General features: G+C 68.0%; 21 protein-coding genes and 2 pseudogenes. 15 read left to right on the top strand and 8 right to left on the bottom strand.

The genetic code is table 11. The features are described from left to right. Positions 1 to 6 precede the first annotated feature (6 nt). The 3 genes from NS2_RS07315 (at position 7) to NS2_RS07305 (ending at position 3130) form a co-directional block, all read left to right on the top strand. Positions 7 to 1524, top strand: a complete 1518-nt coding sequence (locus NS2_RS07315) for an adenylate/guanylate cyclase domain-containing protein (RefSeq protein ID WP_172416814.1) — start codon at positions 7 to 9, stop codon at positions 1522 to 1524. 5 nt (positions 1525 to 1529) lie between these two features. Beyond that, entirely contained in the window at positions 1530 to 2675 is a 1146-nt protein-coding gene (locus NS2_RS07310; RefSeq protein ID WP_045436221.1) for a lysylphosphatidylglycerol synthase transmembrane domain-containing protein, read from the top strand. Between the two features lie 71 nt (positions 2676 to 2746). After that, the gene (locus tag NS2_RS07305; protein ID WP_033085904.1) at positions 2747 to 3130 is read left to right on the top strand and encodes a DUF3054 domain-containing protein; all 384 of its coding nucleotides are present in this window, start codon (positions 2747 to 2749) and stop codon (positions 3128 to 3130) included. 15 nt (positions 3131 to 3145) lie between these two features. Here NS2_RS07305 and NS2_RS07300 read toward each other — a convergent pair whose 3' ends face one another. Continuing rightward, a complete protein-coding gene (locus tag NS2_RS07300; RefSeq protein WP_235263938.1) occupies positions 3146 to 4702 on the bottom strand; it encodes an NTF2-like N-terminal transpeptidase domain-containing protein in 1557 nt (518 codons plus the stop codon). A gap of 460 nt (positions 4703 to 5162) precedes the next feature. Between NS2_RS07300 and abmR the strand changes: the two genes are divergently transcribed. The 5 genes and pseudogenes from abmR (at position 5163) to NS2_RS07275 (ending at position 8369) form a co-directional block, all read left to right on the top strand. Next, a complete protein-coding gene (gene abmR / locus NS2_RS07295; RefSeq protein ID WP_033085945.1) occupies positions 5163 to 5759 on the top strand; it encodes an ATP-binding transcription factor AbmR in 597 nt (198 codons plus the stop codon). Between the two features lie 40 nt (positions 5760 to 5799). Next, positions 5800 to 6237 (top strand): type II 3-dehydroquinate dehydratase, encoded by a 438-nt coding sequence (aroQ, locus tag NS2_RS07290; protein ID WP_033085903.1) that lies wholly within the window; start codon positions 5800 to 5802, stop codon positions 6235 to 6237. A 90-nt stretch (positions 6238 to 6327) separates the two neighbouring features. After that, positions 6328 to 6819, top strand: a pseudogene (locus NS2_RS37230) (ATP-binding cassette domain-containing protein); the annotation flags it as partial. 472 nt (positions 6820 to 7291) lie between these two features. After that, on the top strand, positions 7292 to 8143 hold the full coding sequence (locus NS2_RS07280) for an ABC transporter permease (protein ID WP_033085902.1): 852 nt from the start codon (positions 7292 to 7294) through the stop codon (positions 8141 to 8143). Beyond that, the gene (locus NS2_RS07275; protein ID WP_052085999.1) at positions 8133 to 8369 is read left to right on the top strand and encodes a helix-turn-helix transcriptional regulator; all 237 of its coding nucleotides are present in this window, start codon (positions 8133 to 8135) and stop codon (positions 8367 to 8369) included. The genes NS2_RS07280 and NS2_RS07275 overlap by 11 nt, the downstream gene beginning before the upstream one ends. Here NS2_RS07275 and NS2_RS07270 read toward each other — a convergent pair. Next, positions 8366 to 9241, bottom strand: coding sequence for an NAD(P)-dependent oxidoreductase (locus NS2_RS07270; RefSeq protein WP_033085900.1), 876 nt, complete (start codon positions 9239 to 9241; stop codon positions 8366 to 8368). The two genes, NS2_RS07275 and NS2_RS07270, sit on opposite strands and share 4 nt — an antisense overlap. A gap of 189 nt (positions 9242 to 9430) precedes the next feature. On the opposite strand from NS2_RS07270, the gene NS2_RS07265 reads away from it, so the two are divergent. Further along, positions 9431 to 9769: a winged helix-turn-helix transcriptional regulator gene (locus tag NS2_RS07265; protein ID WP_071812434.1), complete on the top strand. Its 339-nt coding sequence runs from the start codon at positions 9431 to 9433 to the stop codon at positions 9767 to 9769. A 33-nt stretch (positions 9770 to 9802) separates the two neighbouring features. Here NS2_RS07265 and NS2_RS37225 read toward each other — a convergent pair. Then, positions 9803 to 10198, bottom strand: a pseudogene (locus tag NS2_RS37225) (ABC transporter substrate-binding protein); the annotation flags it as partial. Positions 10199 to 10419: 221 nt separating this feature from the next. Beyond that, positions 10420 to 11535 carry a glycerate kinase gene (locus NS2_RS07255; RefSeq protein ID WP_033085898.1) on the bottom strand — a complete coding sequence of 372 codons (1116 nt, stop codon included), beginning with the start codon at positions 11533 to 11535 and terminating at the stop codon, positions 10420 to 10422. A 98-nt stretch (positions 11536 to 11633) separates the two neighbouring features. On the opposite strand from NS2_RS07255, the gene NS2_RS07250 reads away from it, so the two are divergent. Further along, on the top strand, positions 11634 to 11957 hold the full coding sequence (locus NS2_RS07250; RefSeq protein ID WP_033085897.1) for a GNAT family N-acetyltransferase: 324 nt from the start codon (positions 11634 to 11636) through the stop codon (positions 11955 to 11957). Here the strand turns inward: NS2_RS07250 and NS2_RS07245 are convergent. After that, positions 11954 to 12715 carry a lysophospholipid acyltransferase family protein gene (locus tag NS2_RS07245; RefSeq protein ID WP_033085896.1) on the bottom strand — a complete coding sequence of 254 codons (762 nt, stop codon included), beginning with the start codon at positions 12713 to 12715 and terminating at the stop codon, positions 11954 to 11956. The two genes, NS2_RS07250 and NS2_RS07245, sit on opposite strands and share 4 nt — an antisense overlap. 247 nt (positions 12716 to 12962) lie before the next feature. Here NS2_RS07245 and NS2_RS07240 point away from each other — a divergent pair, with 247 nt between their 5' ends. The 3 genes from NS2_RS07240 (at position 12963) to NS2_RS07230 (ending at position 14981) form a co-directional block, all read left to right on the top strand. Then, entirely contained in the window at positions 12963 to 13577 is a 615-nt protein-coding gene (locus tag NS2_RS07240; RefSeq protein ID WP_033085895.1) for a YqgE/AlgH family protein, read from the top strand. 175 nt (positions 13578 to 13752) lie between these two features. Beyond that, positions 13753 to 14259, top strand: coding sequence for a sigma-70 family RNA polymerase sigma factor (locus tag NS2_RS07235; protein WP_033085894.1), 507 nt, complete (start codon positions 13753 to 13755; stop codon positions 14257 to 14259). Next, positions 14256 to 14981, top strand: coding sequence for a zf-HC2 domain-containing protein (locus NS2_RS07230; protein ID WP_033085893.1), 726 nt, complete (start codon positions 14256 to 14258; stop codon positions 14979 to 14981). Before NS2_RS07235 ends, NS2_RS07230 begins: the two co-directional genes overlap by 4 nt. Positions 14982 to 15049: 68 nt before the next feature. On the opposite strand, the gene NS2_RS07225 is transcribed toward NS2_RS07230, so the two are convergent. The 3 genes from NS2_RS07225 to NS2_RS07215 all read right to left on the bottom strand — a co-directional run bounded on the left by NS2_RS07225 (position 15050) and on the right by NS2_RS07215 (position 17402). Further along, positions 15050 to 15811 (bottom strand): ABC transporter permease, encoded by a 762-nt coding sequence (locus NS2_RS07225; RefSeq protein WP_071812212.1) that lies wholly within the window; start codon positions 15809 to 15811, stop codon positions 15050 to 15052. After that, positions 15808 to 16764 (bottom strand): ATP-binding cassette domain-containing protein, encoded by a 957-nt coding sequence (locus tag NS2_RS07220; protein WP_033085891.1) that lies wholly within the window; start codon positions 16762 to 16764, stop codon positions 15808 to 15810. Before NS2_RS07220 ends, NS2_RS07225 begins: the two co-directional genes overlap by 4 nt. A gap of 122 nt (positions 16765 to 16886) precedes the next feature. After that, complete coding sequence (locus NS2_RS07215) at positions 16887 to 17402, bottom strand: EXLDI protein (protein ID WP_033085890.1); 516 nt, start codon at positions 17400 to 17402, stop codon at positions 16887 to 16889. Between the two features lie 129 nt (positions 17403 to 17531). Here NS2_RS07215 and NS2_RS07210 point away from each other — a divergent pair, with 129 nt between their 5' ends. Both NS2_RS07210 and NS2_RS07205 read left to right on the top strand, forming a co-directional pair. Then, positions 17532 to 19232: a thiamine pyrophosphate-binding protein gene (locus NS2_RS07210; RefSeq protein WP_036545439.1), complete on the top strand. Its 1701-nt coding sequence runs from the start codon at positions 17532 to 17534 to the stop codon at positions 19230 to 19232. 3 nt (positions 19233 to 19235) lie between these two features. Further along, complete coding sequence (locus NS2_RS07205; protein WP_033085888.1) at positions 19236 to 19892, top strand: DUF8713 domain-containing protein; 657 nt, start codon at positions 19236 to 19238, stop codon at positions 19890 to 19892. Positions 19893 to 19894: the final 2 nt, after the last annotated feature.

The raw sequence follows: 19894 nt of genomic DNA, 5'->3' as shown, positions 1-19894 counted from the left end.
CAGACCATGAAGACTCGCTGGCCGCTGTATCTGACTTCCATGCTCGCGGCCAACGCGTTCGGTGCCGTGCTGGTGTGGGCGTTCATTCAGTACGGGTTGCCGGTTCCCGAGGGGGAGACCAGTGCGACCCGGCAGACGGGGCTGCTGGTTCCGGGGCTGGTTTTCCTGATCGGGGGGCTGTTGAGTGTGACGGCCTCGGTGTTGATGCTGCGGCCGGTCATGCGGTGGCAGATGCGGGGCGGGCCGCCGTCGCGGCAGGAGCAGATGTCGGCGCTGCACGCGCCGCTGCGGCAGGCGATCCTGCATCTGGTGTTGTGGCTGGTCGGCGGTGGCGTGCTGGCGTGGCTGATCATCGTGCGGACCCCGCAGCTGGCCGCGGCGGTGATCGTCACCGAATGCATGGCCGCCACCATCGTTTTCGGTTTCACCTACATGCTGGGGGAACGAATTCTGCGGCCGGTCGCGGCCGAGGCGCTGACCACGGGGGCGTTCGACCACACCCTGACCGCGGGTGTCGGCACCCGGATGGCCATGACCTGGGGCATGGGCACCTTCGCGCCGACCATTGCCATTGTGCTGCTGTGCGTCACCCAGATTTCTTCTCGGGTTCAGTTTTCCGCGCAGTCGCTGGCCGTCTCGATTCTGCTGTTGTGCGGTGTGGTGATCATGCAGGCGCTGGCGCTTTCCATGCTCACCGGCTCTTCCAGTTCCGATCCGATCCGCCAGCTCAGCCAGGCCATCGACCGCGTACAGGAAGGCGCGACCGAGGTGCAGGTGGAGGTTTTCGACGGTTCGGAAATCGGACTGCTGCAGGTTGGCTTCAACCGAATGATGGGTGAGGCCGCGAAACGGCGGGAACTGCAGGAATTATTCGGCCAGCACGTCGGTGAGGATGTCGCGCGCCGGGCCCTGGAGTACGGCACCGAACTCGGTGGTGAAACCCGATTCGTGGCCGTGTTGTTCGTGGATATGGTCGGTTCCACCGCGACCGCCGCGGAACGCCCGCCGACCGAAGTCGTCAGTCTGCTCAATGAGTTCTTCCGGGTCGTGGTGGATGTCATCGACCGCCATCACGGGCTCATCAATAAATTCATGGGCGACGCCGCGCTCGCCATCTTCGGCGCGCCGCTGGACCGCCCGGACGCGCCCACCGCGGCCCTGGCCGCCGCCCGTGAGCTGCGCGAAGCCCTGCGCGAGGTGGCCGGACTGGATATCGGCATCGGCGTCTCGGCCGGGCTCGCGGTGGCCGGGAATATCGGCGGTGCAAATCGTTTCGAATACACCGTGATCGGCGATCCGGTGAACGAGGCGTCCCGCCTCACCGAACTCGCCAAGGACCGCCCCGGACGCGTGCTGACCTCCTCGAGCGCACTGTTTTTCGCCGATGAGAACGAGCAGCGGCATTGGCAGACCGGCGAAGAAGTGCAACTGCGCGGCCGCCGCCGCAAAACCCGCCTGGCCTGGCCATTGGAAAGCGCCGACCCGACTGATGCAGACGAGGCGGCGGCGAGTTCGTTAGGCTGACCAATGTGACGGCCCATGGGGAGCTGGCCGGCGATCCTGCGCCGCCCGCGAATGACTCGTACCGGGGCAGGTTCTGGTGGGCCAAATGGGTTCTCGGCGCCGCACTGGTGGCACTGCTGATTTCCGAAGGCGTGTATCTCTATCCCCGCCTGCACGAATCCTGGAAGAACCTGACCGAAATCCATTGGGGTTGGGTTGCGGCCTGCATCTTCATGGCGGCGCTGTCCATGAGTGGATTCGGCCGCATCCAGAAACAACTGCTGCACGCCGGCGGCGTGGAGGTGAGCCAGCGCAAATCGGTGGCGGTGGTGTACGGCGCGACCGGCATGTCGCTGACCCTGCCCGCGGGCCAGGTGTTCTCGGCCGCCTTCACCTACCGGCAGACCCGGCGCTGGGGCGCGAGCCCGATCGTGGCGTCCTGGCAGCTGGTGATGTCGGGCGTGGTGGCGGCGGCCGGACTGACCCTGCTGGGCCTGTTCGGCGCGGTGCTGACCGGGGACCGGGTCGGCCCGCTCAAGGTGATCCTGACCCTGGGCACCGTCGCGGCGCTGGTCTGGGCGGTGAACTACGTGTCCCGGCACCCGGGCGGCATGGAGGCGCTGGCGCGGCGAATCCTGCGGCGGATCAACCGGATTCGCCACCGGCCCGCCGATGCCGGGATGGACCGGGTCGGCGAGATCCTGTCCCAGGTGGAGTCGGTGGATCTGGGGCGGCGCGACGGCGCGTGGGTGGCGGTGTGGGCGCTGGTGCACCGGTTCGCCGATGTCGCCTGCCTGGGTTTCGCCTGCTACGCGGTGGGCGCTGACCCACGCTGGGCGGCGCTCATGCTGGCCTTCGCGGCCGGAAAGGCCGTGGGCACCATTCCTTTGGCGCCGGGCGGCATCGTCTACGTGGACGCCACGCTCATCTACTCGCTGACCGTGGCGGCCGGGCTGCCCGCCGCGCAGGCCGTGGCCGCGGCCTTCCTCTACCGGCTGATCAGCTTCATCCTCGTGGCCATCGTGGGCTGGATCGTCTTCCTGTTCCTGTTCCGCAAGCCCCAGGCCGATGACGCCCAATACGAGAAGGAATTCGAACAGCGCGGAAATTCACTGGTCACCGACCGCCGCCGCACCACGCCCCCGGCCGACACCGACGGCAGCGCGGCCTGAACTCTGCGTGACTGGCCAGGGTGCAGTGTCCCTGCACAGGTGAGCCCGGCCCGCCCGATACCCTGTGGCGCGTGAGGAAACTGGTGCCGTTCGTCGCGGATGTCGTGCTCGTGGTCGTGTTCTGCCTGCTCGGGCGAAACGCTCACGACGAGGCCGTGCTCGGTGCGGGCCTGTTGCGTACGTTCTGGCCGTTCGGCACCGGGCTGGTGCTGGGCTGGGCGATCGCGGTCGCGGTGGCGGCCCGCGACGGGGCAGGCGCGGCAAGGCGTTTCGACGGCCGCGCGGTATGGCCGACCGGGGTGATCATCTGGTTGAGCACCCTGGTCGGCGGCATGGCGCTGCGCGCGGTGGCGGGCCAGAGCGTCGTGGTCAGCTTCTTCATCGTGGCCGCGACCTTCCTGGCCCTGTTCCTGATCGGCTGGCGCGCCGCCGCCCAGATCCTGCGCGCCCGCTAGCGATTCCCGCGCCCGCTAGTCGCCGGGCGAGGCCAGGGACTGGAGCAGGCGCGCCGCCACGCGGGCGGTGAGGTCGCCGCTGTCGGGATCGTCGATGTGGATGGCGAAGGCCAGGTCGCCCATGGTGGCGATGAGCCAGCCACTGTTGCCGGTGGTGGCGCCGAAGGCCTGGACGTCGCGATACCGGTTGAGAGCGGCCAGTTCCGGCGCGCCGACGCCGTCGCGCAGCATGGCGCGCAGCCGGTCGGTGGCCTCGCCGGGCAGCGCGGCCAGGTCGGCCTCGACGGTGGCGGGCTGGCCGATGGTGATCATGGGCTTGGGCACCTGGCCGTTGGCGATGGCGGCCGCCGCGATGGCCATGCCCCACGGGCTGGCCAGCAGCGAGTCGGCGGCATTGCCGCGGCCCACGTTCTCGGCGGCGTTCTTGCCGGTGGGCAGCCGCCCGGTGGTCTCGTCCAGGCCGGGCACCTTGAAGTCGATGCCGATGCCGAGCAGGCTGGCCGCGTCCGCCGCGTCGCCGACCGAGACATCCTGCGGCGCTTTGTGTTTGGTGACCGCGGCGACATTCTTGAAGAGCTCGATCATGCCGCCGACCGGGTACTGCCCGGTGAAGGCGATATTGCCGCGCTCACTGGCCTGGCTGTTCTGCGCCACCGCGACCAGGGCCCCACTGGAGGGCTGGATGGCCACGATGGAGGTCGGCGAACCGGTGCTCACCACGGCGTCCTCGGCCGCGCGCTGCAGACGCTGGTCCATGGTGGAGGGAATGTCGGGTCCGGGCGGGCCCTGTTCCCCGGCCAGCTGGGTGACGAATTTGCCGTCGGGCTCGAAGAGCTGAACGCCCCAGCCGGAGTGCTGATCCCGATTGTCCAGCCACACCTTGGTGAGCGCGTCCAGCATGGGCGACCAGATGCGGCGATCGGCGGAGATGAGCTTGGGCTGCTTCTCCAGCACCACGCCCGGGATCGGAGCCATGCGCGGCTCGAGGATATTGAAGTCGCCGTCGCGCAGGTTGACCGCGACGATGGGCTTGCCCTGCGAGGCCGAGAGCTGTTGCATCAGTGCCGGTCCGTCGATGAGCGGCGCGACCGGTGCGATGGCGGTGGCCAGTGCGTTGGTGGAGGCGACCGGGTCGGTGATCTTGGCCGGGTCCAGCTTGACCACATTGATGGTCTGCTCGGTCATGAGCGGCTGCCCGACGATGTCGTTCACCCGGGGTGACGGCGTGGCGGAGGTGCGCACCAGTTTGGCGCTGCGTTTGGCGTCGAGCTGGGGCATGACCAGGGCGGGATCCCACGAGATGCGCCAGCCCACACTGAGTTTGCGCACCGTGCCCTGGAGGTCGTACTTCCAGTCCCGCTTCTCGCCGAAGTTCCAGGCACCGGTCATGGAGAAGAGGCCAGTCGTACCGTCCAGTCCGATGTATTGGGTCATGCGGCAGTCAGGCTTGCCGGGATCGAGGCCCTCGAAAACTTGCTTCAGCGTTGCCGAAGCCCCCGCCGGATAGGAAGTCAGTCGCGACGCCCCGTCGTAGTCCTTCTTGTCGAGCAGCGTTGCGAACCGTTCGACCACCGCTTCCGCACCCGTCGCCCGCTCCCGAAATCCACATGACCCCATCGCGATCGCGACGGCAGCCACGCCCGCGAGTGCGATCGCACCCCGTACCCGGAAGCGGCGGGATCCCCACACATCCATATCGCCCACTCTTCACTCTGGCCACATCAGCAACAGGTCCACGGTACCGCGCGCCGACCGCCCGCGGTTCTGCCTTTCCACCAGGCGTGCTTGTTCTGAGCACCACCATAGTGCCGAAATCGGTCAGCAGTGACCACTTACATGATCACCGGTCGGTTACGGCGCTGGCGTACTCGAGACGCTCCAGACTGTTCGGTTCTCACTGATGACAGCCCTCCGGAGCATTCGGGGCGAACCCGGCGAACCCCGTTCTCCCAGAGCGGAATCCACATGCGCCGAAAAGAAGTAACGTTGTAATCAGTATTACAACTCCATGCCGTAAGTGAGAGTGACCAACATGAGACACGGACAACGCGGACACGGTTTCGGGCGCACCGGCGGCTGGCAACAGGCCGACCTGCCCGACGTCTCGGATGCCACCGACTGGTTCGCTGGACGATTGCCAGCCGACTGGTTCGCCGGTCCCGCAACCCTCGAGATCGATCGCGACGAGATCGTCGTGGTCGGTGAACTTCCCCTCCCGACAGCCGAACCCGCCGCAGACGCGCCCGCCGACGCCGCCCCGGCCACGATTCCGCAGGCCACCCGCGAGGGCGTCATCGCCCGCTTCCGGGAGACCACCCGCCCCGCCCGCATGCAGATCGCCCAGGAGGCGCAGGGCCGCTACGGCCGCAATGTGGCCTGGGGTGTCACGGTCAACGGCGAGCGAATCATGTTCACCCACCTGGCCGTTCCGGTCATGACCCGGCTGCGCCAGCCCGAACGCAAGGTGCTCGACACGCTGGTCGACTCCGGCGTGGCCCGCTCCCGCTCCGACGCGCTGGCCTGGACGGTCAAGCTGGCCGGCAAGCACGCCGAGGAATGGCTCGAGGAATTGCGCTCGGCCATGCGCAAAGTCGACGACCTGCGCTCGGAAGGACCGCAAGGCCTCTAGCCAGAGGGGACCGCGAGGTCTGTGGCCGTAGAGTGAGCCCATGGCTGCGATCGGTCCGATTCTGGTGCTCAATGGCCCGAACCTGAACATGCTCGGCACCCGTCAGCCCGAGGTGTACGGGGCGGACACCCTCGACGACGTGGTCGAACTGTGCCGCAAGACCGCGGCCCGGTTCGATCGGGAGATCGTGGCGTTCCAGTCCAATCACGAAGGGGCGCTGATCGACCGGATCCACGCCGCGCGGGGCATGGAGTCCGGCATCGTCGTCAACCCGGGCGGGCTCACCCACACCTCGGTGGCGCTGAGGGACGCGCTGGTCATCCCCGAGGTGCCGATCGTCGAGGTGCACATCAGCAATGTGCATGCCCGCGAGGAGTTCCGGCACCACTCCTACGTCTCCCCCATCGCCACCGCGGTGATCGCGGGGATGGGGATCCAGGGCTACGCGGCGGCGATCGAGTTCCTCTGCACGCGCTGAAACCGCTGACCAGCAGGGCCCGGCTCATTTCGAGCCGGGCCCTTTTTCATGCCTCGGTCAATAGCTTGAACCCGTCAGAATGTAGTAGGTATGCTACATATGATCCGTCTTCTACTACGGAGGGGAATCATGTCGGTGGACGAAGGCGTCGTGCTGGACGTCGAGAACTTGCGCATGCGCTACGGCACCCGCGATGTCTTGAAGGACGTCACCTTCCAGGCGCATCGCGGCGAGGTGGTCGCCCTGCTCGGCCCGAACGGCGCGGGCAAGACCACCACCATCGAGATCCTCGAGGGCTTCCGCATGCGCTCGGCCGGACGGATCGAGGTGCTGGGCGCCGACCCCGCGCACGGGGACGAGGCGTGGCGGGCGCGGCTGGGCGTGGTGCTGCAATCCTGGCGCGACCACGGCAAGTGGCGGGTCCGCGAACTGCTCGACTACCTGGGCATGTTCTACGCGCCGTACTCCACCGCGACCATCCAACGGCCTTGGCACACCGAAGAACTCATCGCCGCGGTCGGGCTCACCGAGCACGCCGACGCCAAGGTGATGACGCTGTCCGGCGGTCAGCGCCGGCGCCTGGACGTGGCCATCGGCATTGTCGGCCGTCCCGAACTGCTGTTCCTGGACGAGCCGACCGCGGGCTTCGATCCGCAGGCACGCCGCGAATTCCACGATCTGGTGCACCGCCTGGCCGACGACGACCACACCACCATCCTGCTCACCACCCACGATCTGGACGAGGCCGAGAAGCTGGCGGACCGCATCCTGATCCTCGCGGGCGGGCGCATCATCGCCGACGGTTCCGCCGATCAGCTCTCCCGCCGCATCGCCGGTGAGGCCGAGGTGAAGTGGACCCGCGACGGCCAGCGCTTCGTGCACACCACCACCGAGTCCACCAAGTTCGTCTACGAGCTCTTCCAGCAGTTCGGCGAGTCCGTGGCCGAGCTCGAGGTGCGGCGGGCCTCGCTCGAGGACACCTATATGACCCTGGTGCAGCGGTTCGAATCCGGCCGGGGGACACCGAATTGCACAGTCTCGAGGAGGTTGCCCGATGAATCCGACCACCGTCGCGGTCAAGGCCGGTTTCCGGCGCGGCCACATCGAGCTGATCCAGACCCTCACCAATGGGATGGACGTCTTCTCGCAGTTCTTCTGGCCGGTGGCCACCGTGGTCGCGGTGTTCTTCATGCGGCACGGCAACTTCCAGGGCACCGGGGTCGGGCTCGGCGCGCTGGCGCTGCCCAGCGTGCTCGGCATGATCGTGGCGTTCACCGGCATGTTCGGGGTGGCCCAGGGCCTGGCCATCGACCGCGAGGACGGCACCCTGTTGCGCGCCAAGGCGACTCCCAACGGCATGCTGGGCTATCTGATCGGCAAGGTGGTCGCGGTCTCCGGAACCACCCTGGTGCAGGTGGCGCTGATCCTCGGCTTCGGGCTGATCGCCATCGGCGGGGTGCGCCTGGACAGCGTCGGCGCGTGGGCCACCCTGATCGGCGTGCTGGCGCTCGGCCTGCTGGCCTGCCTGCCGCTGGGCGCGGTGGTGGGCTCGGTCTTCGACAGCCCGCGCAGCATCGGCTTCGTGTCGTTCCCCATCATGGGTGTGGTGGCGATCTCCGGAATCTTCTACCCGATCACCGGCCTGCCCGGCTGGTTGCAGGCGGTGGCGCAGGTCTTTCCGATCTACTGGCTGGGCCTGGGCATGCGCTCGGCCATGCTGCCCGACAGCGCGGCCGTGGTGGAGCTGACCCACTCGTGGCGGCACCTGGAAACCGTTGCGGTGCTGGGCGCCTGGGCGGTGCTGGGCTTCGTGCTGGCCCCGATCGTGTTGCGCCGCATGGCGCGGCGGGAATCCGGGTCCTCGGTGGCGGCGCGGCGCGAGAGGGCCATGCAGCGTGCCTACTGAGCTCATCTACAACCGGATCGCCATGCTCCGCGCCGAGCGCGGCATCTCGCGCCGGGAGCTGGCCGAGGCACTGGGCGTGCACTACCAGACCGTCGGGTACCTGGAGCGCGGGGAGTACAGCCCGAGCCTGCATCTGGCGCTGCGGCTCGCGCAGTATTTCGAGGTGTCGGTGGAGACCATCTTCTCCACCGCACCGTTCCCGCGCATCGGATCGGAAACCGCTTAGGCCGCAGTGCCTTTCAGTATCCGAAAGACCGGTACCGGGGCCCCTGCGGTTTCGGAGGCGGCAATGGCCTTGCGCCACAGGGCCTGCGCGGCGTGCGCGAGCGAGGCATCGACCCCCGCGTCCTCGCTCGCCTCGATGACATGCTGCGCACCCGCGTCCATCATGCGCAGGTTGGCCAGGTCGCCCCAGCCGCCCGCCTCGGCCGCGGCCGCGAAGTTCGCCATGAAATCGGCGAAGGGGGTCTGCGAGCGCAGCGCGTAGGGCAGGAAATGACCGATCTCGTTGCCGGAGTTGACGATCAGCGCGAAAGCCTGGTCCAGGGCCAGCATCCACGAGTGGAAGATGGTGAGCAGGGCCTGGTAGTAGACCTGGGACAGACCGTCGTCCGCGCCCAGGTACTCCTGCGGGCTGAGCGGGCGCAGCAGCTCGGCGTGCGCGTCGAAGACCTCGCGTGGGCCACTGTAGAAGATGTACGAGGCGGGGTGCAGGATATCGTCGGAGACGGTCATGCAACCGCCCGAAAGGAATCGCGCGCCGAACGATCGCACCGAGGCCGCGCCCTTGCGGGCGTTCTCCGGAGAATCGGAGGACAGGTTCGCGATCACCTTGCCGCGCAGTCGATCCGCGACCGGCTCGAGCACGTCGTACATGGCCGCGTAGTGGGTGAGGCTCACGACGATCACCTCGTTGGCGTCGAGGGCCTCGGCCACGGTCCCGGCCCGCTTCGCACCCGACTCGGCCATGGCATCGGCCTTCTCGGGGCTGCGGTTCCACACCGTGACCTCGACCCCGGCGGCCAGGAACGCTTTGACCATCGCGCGGCCCATCGGGCCCAGGCCGATGACGGTGACGGATCGACGCGGTTCAGACATGATGTTGCCCTTCGATTTCGGGTGGTTGGGGAGCAGCGCGCTGATCTCGATGGTGTCCGCGATCGGTAGCCTCGGGAAGACCGCACGTTCGAGTGCGGTTGCTTACCTGAAGGTTCGAAATCCGGTCAGGAGGGCACGATGAATACCGACGGTGATGTGGATAACACGGTGTCCACGGACACTGGGTCCATGAACAACGCGGTGTGCGGCATGTCCGTGGCCATCGACGTGGTCGGCGGCAAATGGAAGATGCACCTGATGTGGGTGCTGGCCGAGGGCCCGCAGCGCTTCGGGCAGATCCGCCGCCTACTGACCGGGGTCAGCGAGAAGGTGCTCGCCGAGAACCTGCGGCAGCTGGAGGCCAGCGGCGTCGTGCACCGCGAGATCTACCCGGAAATCCCACCGCGCGTGGAGTATTCGCTCACCGAGCTGGGCTGGGACCTGAGCGCGGCGCTGCGGCCGCTGGAGGAGTGGGGCGACCGCAATCGCGACCGGGTGCTCGGCCGCGCGCTCACCCCCGCGAGCTAGCTCAGCCCATGCCCAGGTAGGCGTCCTGTACGCGGCGGTCGCGCCCGCGGAGTCCACCATCACCTGGCCGTTGCGCTCCACCACCGGCATGGCCGCCCCGGTGGGCGCGGTGCCATAGGGACCGAGCAGCAGTTTCACACCGCGATCATTGAAGCGGTCCACGATCTGACCGGCGGTGTCGGGAACGGAGGTGTCGTCCTGGTAGTCGATGTCGAGCTTCAGCTTCTTGTCGCCGACCTGCACGCCGCCCTTGGCATTGACCCGATCGATGCACAGGTCGTAGCCCTCCCGGGTGAGCACACCCTCCCGCACGGTCGCGCCCGAGAAGGACAGCGACGCACCGAGTTTGAGCGTGTCCCCGGTCTGGGCGGTGTGCCCCGCGCCCTTGGAGCCGCACCCCGCGGCCACCAGCACGACGATTCCGGCCATCCCCACGGTGCGGGACACCCCGCGCAGGCCCCCTCGAAATCCCCTGATCGATCCCACGTTCACTACTCACTTCCGATCCGTGTCGCCGCCGCGACCGGGCACGCCTCCCCGCGTACCTGAAGACCACAGGTCCACCGGACGCGGTGCGTCCCGTGATCGCGCAAGGCCACCCTGGTGGGCGCGGATTGCCGTCGGATCGGAAACGAATAAGCGCGTGACCGCTAGTTTTCGGCTATCCGCGCGCCGATCCGCTCCAGCAGCGCGGCGGCGTCGGCCATGCTGCGGGCCGGGGCGGGTTCCAGATCGGAGAGCGCGTACGCACCGGCGAATCCGGCCGCGCGCACCTGCTCGGGGGTGAGCGCGATGCGGCCCGCGACCGCGATCACCGGCACCCCGGCCGCGCGCGCCGCGTCCAGCACCCCGAGCGGGGCCTTGCCCGACAGGCTCTGCTCGTCGAGCGAGCCCTCCCCGGTGATCACCAGGTCGGCGTCGGCCAGTTGGGCCCGGAAGTCGATCAGGTCCAGGACGAGTTCGATGCCGGAGCGCATGCGCGCGCCCAGCGCCGCCAGCGCCCCGAATCCGGTGCCGCCCGCCGCGCCCGCGCCCGGCTTGTCGGCCCATTCGGGTCCGAGCACGGCGGCCCAATTCTTCAGTGCCGCTTCGAGAGTGGCGAGCTGCTCGGAATCGGCGCCCTTCTGCGGCCCGTAGACGGCGGCCGCGCCATTGGGACCGAGCAGGGGATTGTCCACATCGCTGGCCAGGACCACCGTGGCATCGGCCAGCCCCGGATGCAGATCGGTCCGGTCCACGCGCACCGCGCGCGCGAGTGCCGCTCCGCCGCAGGGCAATTCATTGCCCTCCGCGTCGAGGATGCGCAGTCCGAGGGCCTGCAACATGCCCGCACCGCCGTCGGTGGACGCGCTGCCGCCGAGCCCGATCACGATATTGCGCGCACCCCGGTCGAGCGCGTCGCCGATCACGTCGCCCACGCCATAGGTGCTGGAATGCAGTGGATCCGGTTGCCCTCCAGGCATTTTCGTGATTCCGCTGACGGCCGCCAGCTCCACCACCGCCGTCGTCACGCGCACCGCGTAGGACGTGGTCACCGGTGCGAGCGTCGGCCCGTAGCTCTCGATCTCCACCCGCTCCCAGCCCGCCGCCACGAAGGCGTCGACCGTGCCGTCCCCGCCGTCGGCGACCGGAGTTCGGTGCACCGTGGTCCCGGGGGCGGCCCGGGTGATCCCCGCGGCCAGTGCGGCGGCCACCTGCGCGGCGGTGAGGGAGCCCTTGAATTTGTCCGGAGCCAGCAAAACCCGGCGCGGCGGTGGGTTCGTCATCCATACATTCTGATCATCGATGTGGGAAGCGACACGCCCGGCGTCACCCTTCGGCCAAACGGACAAATTGCCGTGGCGGGCGCACTAACGTCGCACTTATGTCGAGTGAGTCGATCGAGGTCCGCAAGAACGCCGCACTGGATCGGTTCGAGTTGTACGTCGACGGATACCTCGCCGGTGTCACCTCCTACCAGGACACCGCGAACGAGCGGGCCTTCGTGCACACCGAGATATATCCGCAGTTCGAGGGCCTGGGCTACGGGCGCAAGCTGGTCCAGGGCGCGCTGGATCAGACCCGGGACGAGGGCTACGGCATCCTGCCGCTGTGCCCGATGGTGCACCACTTCGTCGAATCCCGGCCCGACTACCTGGCTTTGGTGCCGCAGTGGTCCAGACAGCGCCTGAACCTACCCCAGAGCTAGTACGCCTTCACCGCACCATCCAGCGCGACCTGTAGTTCGTCGCGCACCACCCGCGTGATCTCGGCGGGCTTGGTCGGCAGTTCCGCCACCGGCACACCGAAATAGAAGCTGGCCGAGTGCGCCTCCTCCTTGGAGGGCTCCACCCTGGGATCCGGCCGCGGCCCGTAACTCAATCCCAGACTCACCAGCACCGGTTCCGCCCCGAGCTTCTTGGCCCGGAAGGCGATGTGCCCGATGCCGGTTCCGACCTGCTGCACCTGCGTCGGGTCCACGTCATTGCAGGTGCCCTCCGGGAACACCGCCACCCCGTCCCCGCGCGCCATGCGCTCGGCGCAGATGTCGATCATGCGCTGCCCGGCCGCGTTCACCGCCCGCAGCCCGTGGTCCTTGCCGCGGAAGACCGGGATGCCGCCCATCATGTCGATGCGGCCGCGCAGCTTGGGCTCGACGAACAGCTCGTCCTTGGCCAGCACCCGGGTGCGCCCGATGACCGGCCGCAGCCCGCTGCCCCAGGCCGCGGCGGCGACCGTGTACGGATCCAGCTGCGAGAGATGGTTGACCGAGATGAGCAGCGGCCGCCCCTGGGAGATGAACTCCCGCAGCCGTTCCCGCGCCTCGGGCGCGTAGTCCACGCGCGGCCGGTAGCGACGCCCCAGTAGCCAGTACGCCGCCCGCGCCTTCAGCAGGTTCTGCTGGTGATCACGATAGAAGTCGTAGACGGCATCGCTGTTCTCGAGGAGCACCTCGGGACGTTCCATACCGATCACCTAAACACGAACCCGACTGGACAGCTACCCAAAGGTTCGCGGCCGTCTCGATTCTGGACTGACTGGAGCGGGGGAGCGAAGCGGAGGAGCGGAGGGAGCGAAGCGGAGGAGCAGAGGGAGCGAAGCGGAGGAGCGGAGGGAGGGAAGAATCGAGACTTCGGGGCCGCGAACCCGTCCGGAGCGAAGCGGAGGGCAATTTAGCGCAGCAATCAGCCTGTGTCAGTGCGATGATGGCGGAGTGGCACGCGCAGACGAACACGGTGACCGTTCTCGACGCGAATTCCGGCACGAGGACCAGGTAGTTCGGCCTGGCACACTGCTGGTGTCCGCAACCGATCTCGTAGAGCCGTCGTTCCGTCGCTCGGTGGTCTACATTCTCGAACACAATGACGGCGGCACCTGGGGCGTGGTTCTGAACAAGCCCAGCGATACCGCCCTGCACGATGTGCTCCCCAACTGGTCCGAACTCGCCGCCGGGCCGCGCGCGCTCTACATCGGCGGTCCAGTGAAACGCGATGCGGCCCTGTGCCTGGCCACCGTCAAGGTGGGTGCGTCCATCGCCGGGCTGTCGGGCGTGCGCCGGGTCGACGGCCGCGTCGCCCTGGTGGACCTGGACTCGGATCCGGATCAGATCGAGGGCCTGATCGAGGGCCTGCGCGTCTTCGCGGGCTACGCCGGGTGGACCTTCGGGCAGCTGGAAGGCGAACTGGACCGCGGCGATTGGATCGTGCTGTCGGCCCTGCCCACCGACCCCCTGGCCGGTCGCGGCGACCTGTGGGCACAGGTCCTGCGCCGCCAGCCGCTACCCCTGTCCCTGCTGGCCACACACCCGATCGAACTAGAACGCAACTAGGATCGTGGAAACGGTATGGCCTACATGCCGTCCGGTACGGGACAACTGATCTGGTGCCGTATGGGTAACTCCCCGGGTACGCCCAGAACCCGAGCGGCTCCGAACCGCCGGTCCGGTGATCGACCGGAGTGGCTCCCAGCCGTCGGCAAAAGGCGCGGAGAGACGGGTTAGCGCGATGCCGGAGGATCAGGCCGCATTGCTCCGCGCGCTCTACGACGAGCACGCGGCGGCACTGTGGCGCTACACCTATGGGTTGGTCGGGGATCCGGGCCGCGCCGAGGACATCGTGCAGGAGACACTGCTGCGCGCCTGGCAGCGGCCCAATGTGCTGGACCAGACGACGACCTCGGCGCGGGCGTGGCTGTTCACGGTGGCCCGTAATCTGGCCGTGGACGAGCACCGCAGCGCGCGCAGTCGGCGCGAGTTCCGCACCGACCACCCGCCGGAGGTCCCCGAACCGGACAAGACGGATCGGGCTCTGGACGGATGGCTGGTGGCCGATGCGCTGGCGCGCCTGAGCATCGATCACCGCGACGTGATCGTCCGTGCCTACTACCGGGGGCTTTCCACCCACCAGATTTCGGAGGAGCTGGAAATCCCGGAGGGCACGGTCAAGTCCCGGATGCACTACGGCATGCGGGCATTGCGATTGGTGCTGCAGGAGATGGGGGTGACGAGATGACCGAGGGCCATGAGCTGTGCGATGGCTACACCACCTGGGATGGCGCGTACGTGCTCGGTGCTCTCGCCCGGGACGACCGCCGCGAGTACGAGGATCATCTGATCGGATGCGACGCGTGCCGCACGGCGGTGTCGAAACTGGCCGGGCTGCCCGGGTTGCTGGCGCTGGTGGACACCGATACCGCGCTGTCGCTTGCGGCGCAGGAGGATCCGCCCGCCACCGTACCGCCGCCGCCCGAGCGGTTACTGCCGACGCTGGCGGCGCAGGCCGTCAAACGGCGGCGCCGAAGGCGATGGTGGACGCTCGGCGGACCAGTGGCGGCGGCCGCGGCGGTGATGATCGCGGTGCCGGTGACCGCCACCGTGGCCCGCGAGCAGACCCCGGCGGTGGTGCAGCAGGTGGTGGCGCAGGGCCCGCTGAAGCCGCAGTCCGCGACCCCGATTCAGGCCACCTTCAAGGTGATCACCGTCAACGGCCAGACCCGGGTGGACATGTGGTGCAAGTACCCGCCCGCCACCGACAAGGACGACGAGGGGTACCTGTGGACGCTGTCGCTGTGGGTGACCCGCGAGGACGGCGTGCAGTCCAAGCTCGCCGAGTGGACGGTCAAGCCGGGCCAGGTGCTGACCCCGGACGGCACCACCTCGGTGTCGCCGGATCAGTTGAAGACGGTCGAGATCCGCAACATGTCGGGGAACGTCCTACTGGCAGCGAATATCTGAGGCCGCAGGAAAGACGGCGCACCCCGATGAGGAGTGCGCCGTCGCGCTGTCCCGCCTTGGTCCTGCGATTACTTGGTCTTGCGGCGGAAGGTCGATGTGGACCAGAAGTATCCGGCCACGCCGATCACCACCAGCCAGCCGATCGCCAGGATGCCGTTGTGCCCGATCGGCCCGCCCATCAGCAGCCCGCGCAGGGTCTCGGTGATCGGCGTGAACGGCTGGTACTCGGCGAATTGCTGCACCCCGGCCGGCATGGTGTCGGTGGGCACCAGGCCGCTGCCCAGGAAGGGCAGGAACAGGATCGGCGTGGGCATGTTCGACGCGCTCTCCGGGGTCTGGGCGATCAGGCCGAAGCCGACGCCGAGCCAGTTCAGCGCGAAGATGGTGAGCGCGATGAGGCCGAAGGCCGCCACCCATTCCAGCGGGTTGGCGTTCGGGCGGAAGCCGATGGCCAAGGCCGTCAGGGTCATGGCGGTCACGCCCAGCAGGCCCTGAATGAGGGTGCCCACCACCTGCCCGGTCAGCACCGAGGCGTGCGAGAAGCGCATGGTGCGAAAGCGATTGCTGATGCCCTTGGTCATATCGGTGGCCATGCCGACCGCGACGCCCGCGACCATGTACGCCGGGATGATCAGCATCATGCCGGGCGCCAGGTAGTCGATGTACCTGCCGCCGGTGGAGGATTTCAGCGCGCTGCCGAAGACGAAGTTGAACAGCAGCAGCAGGAACACCGGCATGATGACCAGCGCGAAGGTCATCCCCGGATACCGCTTGGCGTGCAACAGGTTCCGGCGCAGCATGGTTTTCGAGTCGGCGAATGCGGTGCTCATCGGGAGGTCTCCTGCTCCGGAACGTGGCCACCGGTGAGGGCCAGGAATACGTCGTCGAGATCGGGGGTGTGCACTGACAGCCCGGCCGGTTCCACCCCGGCGCTGTCGAGGCGGTCGATCACCTCGCGCACCGATCGCACCGCGCCGTCGCTCGGGATGGCCAGCGTGAGATCGCCGTTCACCTGCGCGGCATTGCCGAACAACAGTGCGGCGGCATCGAATTCGTCGCGCACGCCGAAGTCCAGCCGGATGTGGCCGCCGGGCACCAGGCGCTTGAGCTGATCCGCGGTGCCCTCGGCGACCAGCCGGCCCCGATGCAGTACCGCGATGCGGTCGGCCAGTTGGTCGGCCTCCTCCAGGTACTGGGTGGTCAGGAAGATGGTGACGCCGCGCCCGGTGAGATCGCGGATGATGTCCCACATGGCCCGGCGGCTGCGCGGATCCAGGCCCACGGTGGGCTCGTCGAGGAAGATGATGCGCGGGTCGCCGACCAGGGTCATGGCCAGGTCCAGGCGGCGGGTCATGCCGCCGGAGTAGCTCGACGCGATCTTGTCGCCCGCCTCCTCCAGATCGAACTTGCTCAGCAGTTCGGCTGCGAGCCTGCGGCTTTCGGCCCGCGGCAGATGGTGTAGGTCGCCCATGAGCAGCAGGTTCTCGCGCCCGGTCAGCAGTTCGTCGACGGCCGAGAACTGCCCGGTGACGCCGATGGCCGAGCGGACCCCGTCGGGGTCGGTGGCGAGATCGTGTCCGCCGACGGTGATTTCGCCGCCATCGGGGTGCTTGAGCGTGGACAGAATCTCGACGGTGGTGGTCTTGCCCGCGCCATTGGGGCCGAGCAGCGAGTAGACGGTGCCTTCCGGGACGTCGAAGTCGATGCGGTCGAGCACGATGTGCTCGCCGAAGGATTTGCAGAGGCCGGTGACCGCGATGGCCGCCGTTCCGGGGTGGTTCATGACTCCCCTCTCATTCATCAATAAGTAGGCATGAATGCATACGTCATCCACGCCGTGACCGCCGAGGCTTGCGATCAAAGTTTTCGAATCCAGCTATTCAGTTGCGCTACAGGGTTTTTCGATCAGATATCGAGATCCTCGACCTGCGGGTGCGCGGTGGCGTCCACGACGCGGGCGTAGAGGTTGTCGGGGATCTCGCCCTTCAGGTCGTCGAGGGTGTCGTAGACCTCCAGGGTAAAATCACCCCAATCCTGTTCGCCCAGACCGAGAAAGCGCCGCCACTGCCGCCAGTCCTTGAGCGGATTGGTGTCGGTCGGGAACTCCGACCAGTTGGAGAAGTGGCTGTGCACCGCGTACGCGCCCTTGCGTGTGCGGTACACCCGGATGTCCTCGATGCGCTCGTTGGCCATCTGGTGCCAGTGGGTCAGCAGGGCGCCGGAGAAGCGGACCTGCCGCACCCCGTCCTTGCCGACCTTGAGGACCACCTCTTCGTAGCCCTCTTGACGGCCCTCTTCGAGCTCGATGAAGCGCCGCAGTGCCGTCACGATCGCGCCCGACAGATTGCCCCCGACCAGCTCCTGCGCGCGCTGAAACAGCTTGAGGTCATCATCGGATACGTAAATCGTCTTGTTCGGCATGACTCCAACTATACGTAGATGTATACGTACACCGCAAGACTTGTCGCGAAAAGCGGAGATTGAACCGCTCATGACTCGCATTCGTATCTCGGGTGAGGCACCGGTGGTGGCTACCGAAGGGAAGCGCCCATGCACAGCGGAACACGGGTAGCGGACCACCTGGTCAAGGCGGTTTCGGCGCTGGGTGTCGGGCACATCTTCGGGGTCGGCGGGGCCAATATCGAAGATCTCTACGACGCGGCGTTCGAGCATCGGAAGCTGATCACCGCGGTGGTCGCCAAACACGAGTTCGCGGCCGCCACCATGGCCGACGGCTACGCCCGCTCCACCTCGGGGATCGGGGTGGTGTGCGCCACCTCCGGCGGCGGGGCCGTGAATCTGGTGGCCGGACTGGCCGAGGCGTTCGCCTCGCGGGTCCCGGTGCTGGCATTGGTCGGGCAGCCCCCGACGGTCCTGGAGGGCAAGGGCGCTTTTCAGGATTCGAGCGGGCAGGCCGGCGCCTTCGACGCGGTCGCGCTGTTCACGCCGATCTCTCGGTACTGCGCGCGCGTCGAGGCCCCCGCCGACCTGCCCGCGCACCTCACCCACGCGGTCACCGCGGCGCGGCGCGGCGGACCCGCGGTGCTGTTGCTGCCCAAGGACATTCAGCAGGCCGACCTGGTGGCCCCGGATTTCGTGCCGCCCTCGCACGCCTACCGCCGGGAGATCGAGAGCCTGTGGCGGGTGCTGGACATCGTGCGCGGGGCCCGCGCCACCGGCAAGCTGGTGATCATCGCCGGTGACCAGGTGGCCCGCGACAATGCCCGCGCCGAACTGGCCCGCTTCGCCGCCGCCCTGGACGCGGCCGTCGGCGTCGCCCCCGACGCCAAGGACGTCTACCACCACGCCGATCCGGGCTACTGCGGCGTGTCGGGCAGCATGGGCAATCCGGAACTGCTGGACGCGCTGCACGGCGCGGCGCTGTGCCTGCTGATCGGCACCCGCATGCCGGTCACCGCGCGGGCCGGGATGGAGGAGGCGCTCGCCGCGGTGCCGACCGTCAGTATCGGTGCGCTGCAACCCTTTCTGCCCACCCGGCACGCGGGCAGCAACGACCTGGCCAAGACCCTCGCCGAACTGATCGGCGAATTGGATTCCGGCGCGGCCGATTCCGCTCCGGTCATCCCGCTGCACCCACGCGTGGAGCCCGGACACTCGTTGACGCCGCTGCCGGTGCCGCCCTCCGACGGCCCGGGACTGCGCTACCGGGAGGTGGTCGAGACCATCAACGACGCGCTGCCGCCGGGGTCGGATGTCTTCGCCGACGCGGGCAATACCGGTGCGGCCGTGGTGCATCACCTGCGGCTGCCCCGCGACGGCCGCTTCACCGTCGCGCTCGGCATGGGCGGGATGGGTTATGCCTTCGGGGCCGGGATCGGGTCCGCGTTCGCGCGGCACCGCCGCCCGGACGGGAGCCTGCGCCGGACCTATGTGATCGCCGGCGACGGGGCCTTCTTCATGCACGGCATGGAAATTCACACCGCCATCGAGCACCGCCTGCCCGTCACCTTCGTGGTGCTCAACAACAACGCGCACGCCATGTGCATCACCCGCGAACAACTGTACTACGGAGATCGCTACAGCTTCAACCGATTCCGTCCCGCGTATCCGGGCGCGGGCATGGCCGCCATGTTCCCGGATCTGTGCACCCACGCACCGGAGTCCCCGGCCGAGCTCGCCGCGGCGCTGCGGCACTGCGCCGACCGCCCGGGCCCCACCTTCATCGCCGTCGACTGCGACCCCGACGAAATCCCGCCGTTCACACCGTTCCTGACGCCACCCAGGAGGTAATCCGTGACCACCAGCGCCCTGCCCGCACTCAGCGATATTCCCGAAGTCGTCCCCGGCGTGCTGCGCATCGAGAACTCCGACCGCGAGGCCACCACGCCGATCATCCTCGACATGCTCCGGTCGGTGTACCCGCACGACCAGATCTTCGGCGACTACTGCCCCGTCCAGGGCTACATCGACGCACCGCCACGGGACCTCTACGACTATCTCGCCGACACCCGGTCCCTGGAGGAGTGGACCTACAGCCTGCGCGGTTTCACCGAGACCGACGAGCCGGGCCTGTGGGTTTCCTACGACCGGCTGGGCGAGAGCACCAAGATCTACACCCGCACCGTCGCCAATCCCGACGCCATGACCGTGGACTACCACTGCGCCTGGGACCAGGGCGAGCACCTGTGGATGATCTACCTGATGCGGGTGGTCGACGCCCAGGTGGTGTTCGACAAGCCGGGATCGGTTGTGCTGTGGACGAATTGCCATCACCCGTTCTACGACAAGAACCCGTACAAGGACGCCGCGCCGGACAAGCGCAAGGTGTGGGTGGGCGACTTCTGGGAGATGTTCTCCGCCGGGCACCAATTGGAGCTCGACAACCTCAAGGCCATCGCGGAATACCGCGCCGCACATGGCCTACCCATCAAGCCAAATTGGATGAAGTGAGT

The organism is Nocardia seriolae NBRC 15557 (assembly GCF_007990715.1).
GTDB lineage: Bacteria > Actinomycetota > Actinomycetes > Mycobacteriales > Mycobacteriaceae > Nocardia > Nocardia seriolae.
This window is presented reverse-complemented; position numbering and strand designations above follow the sequence as displayed.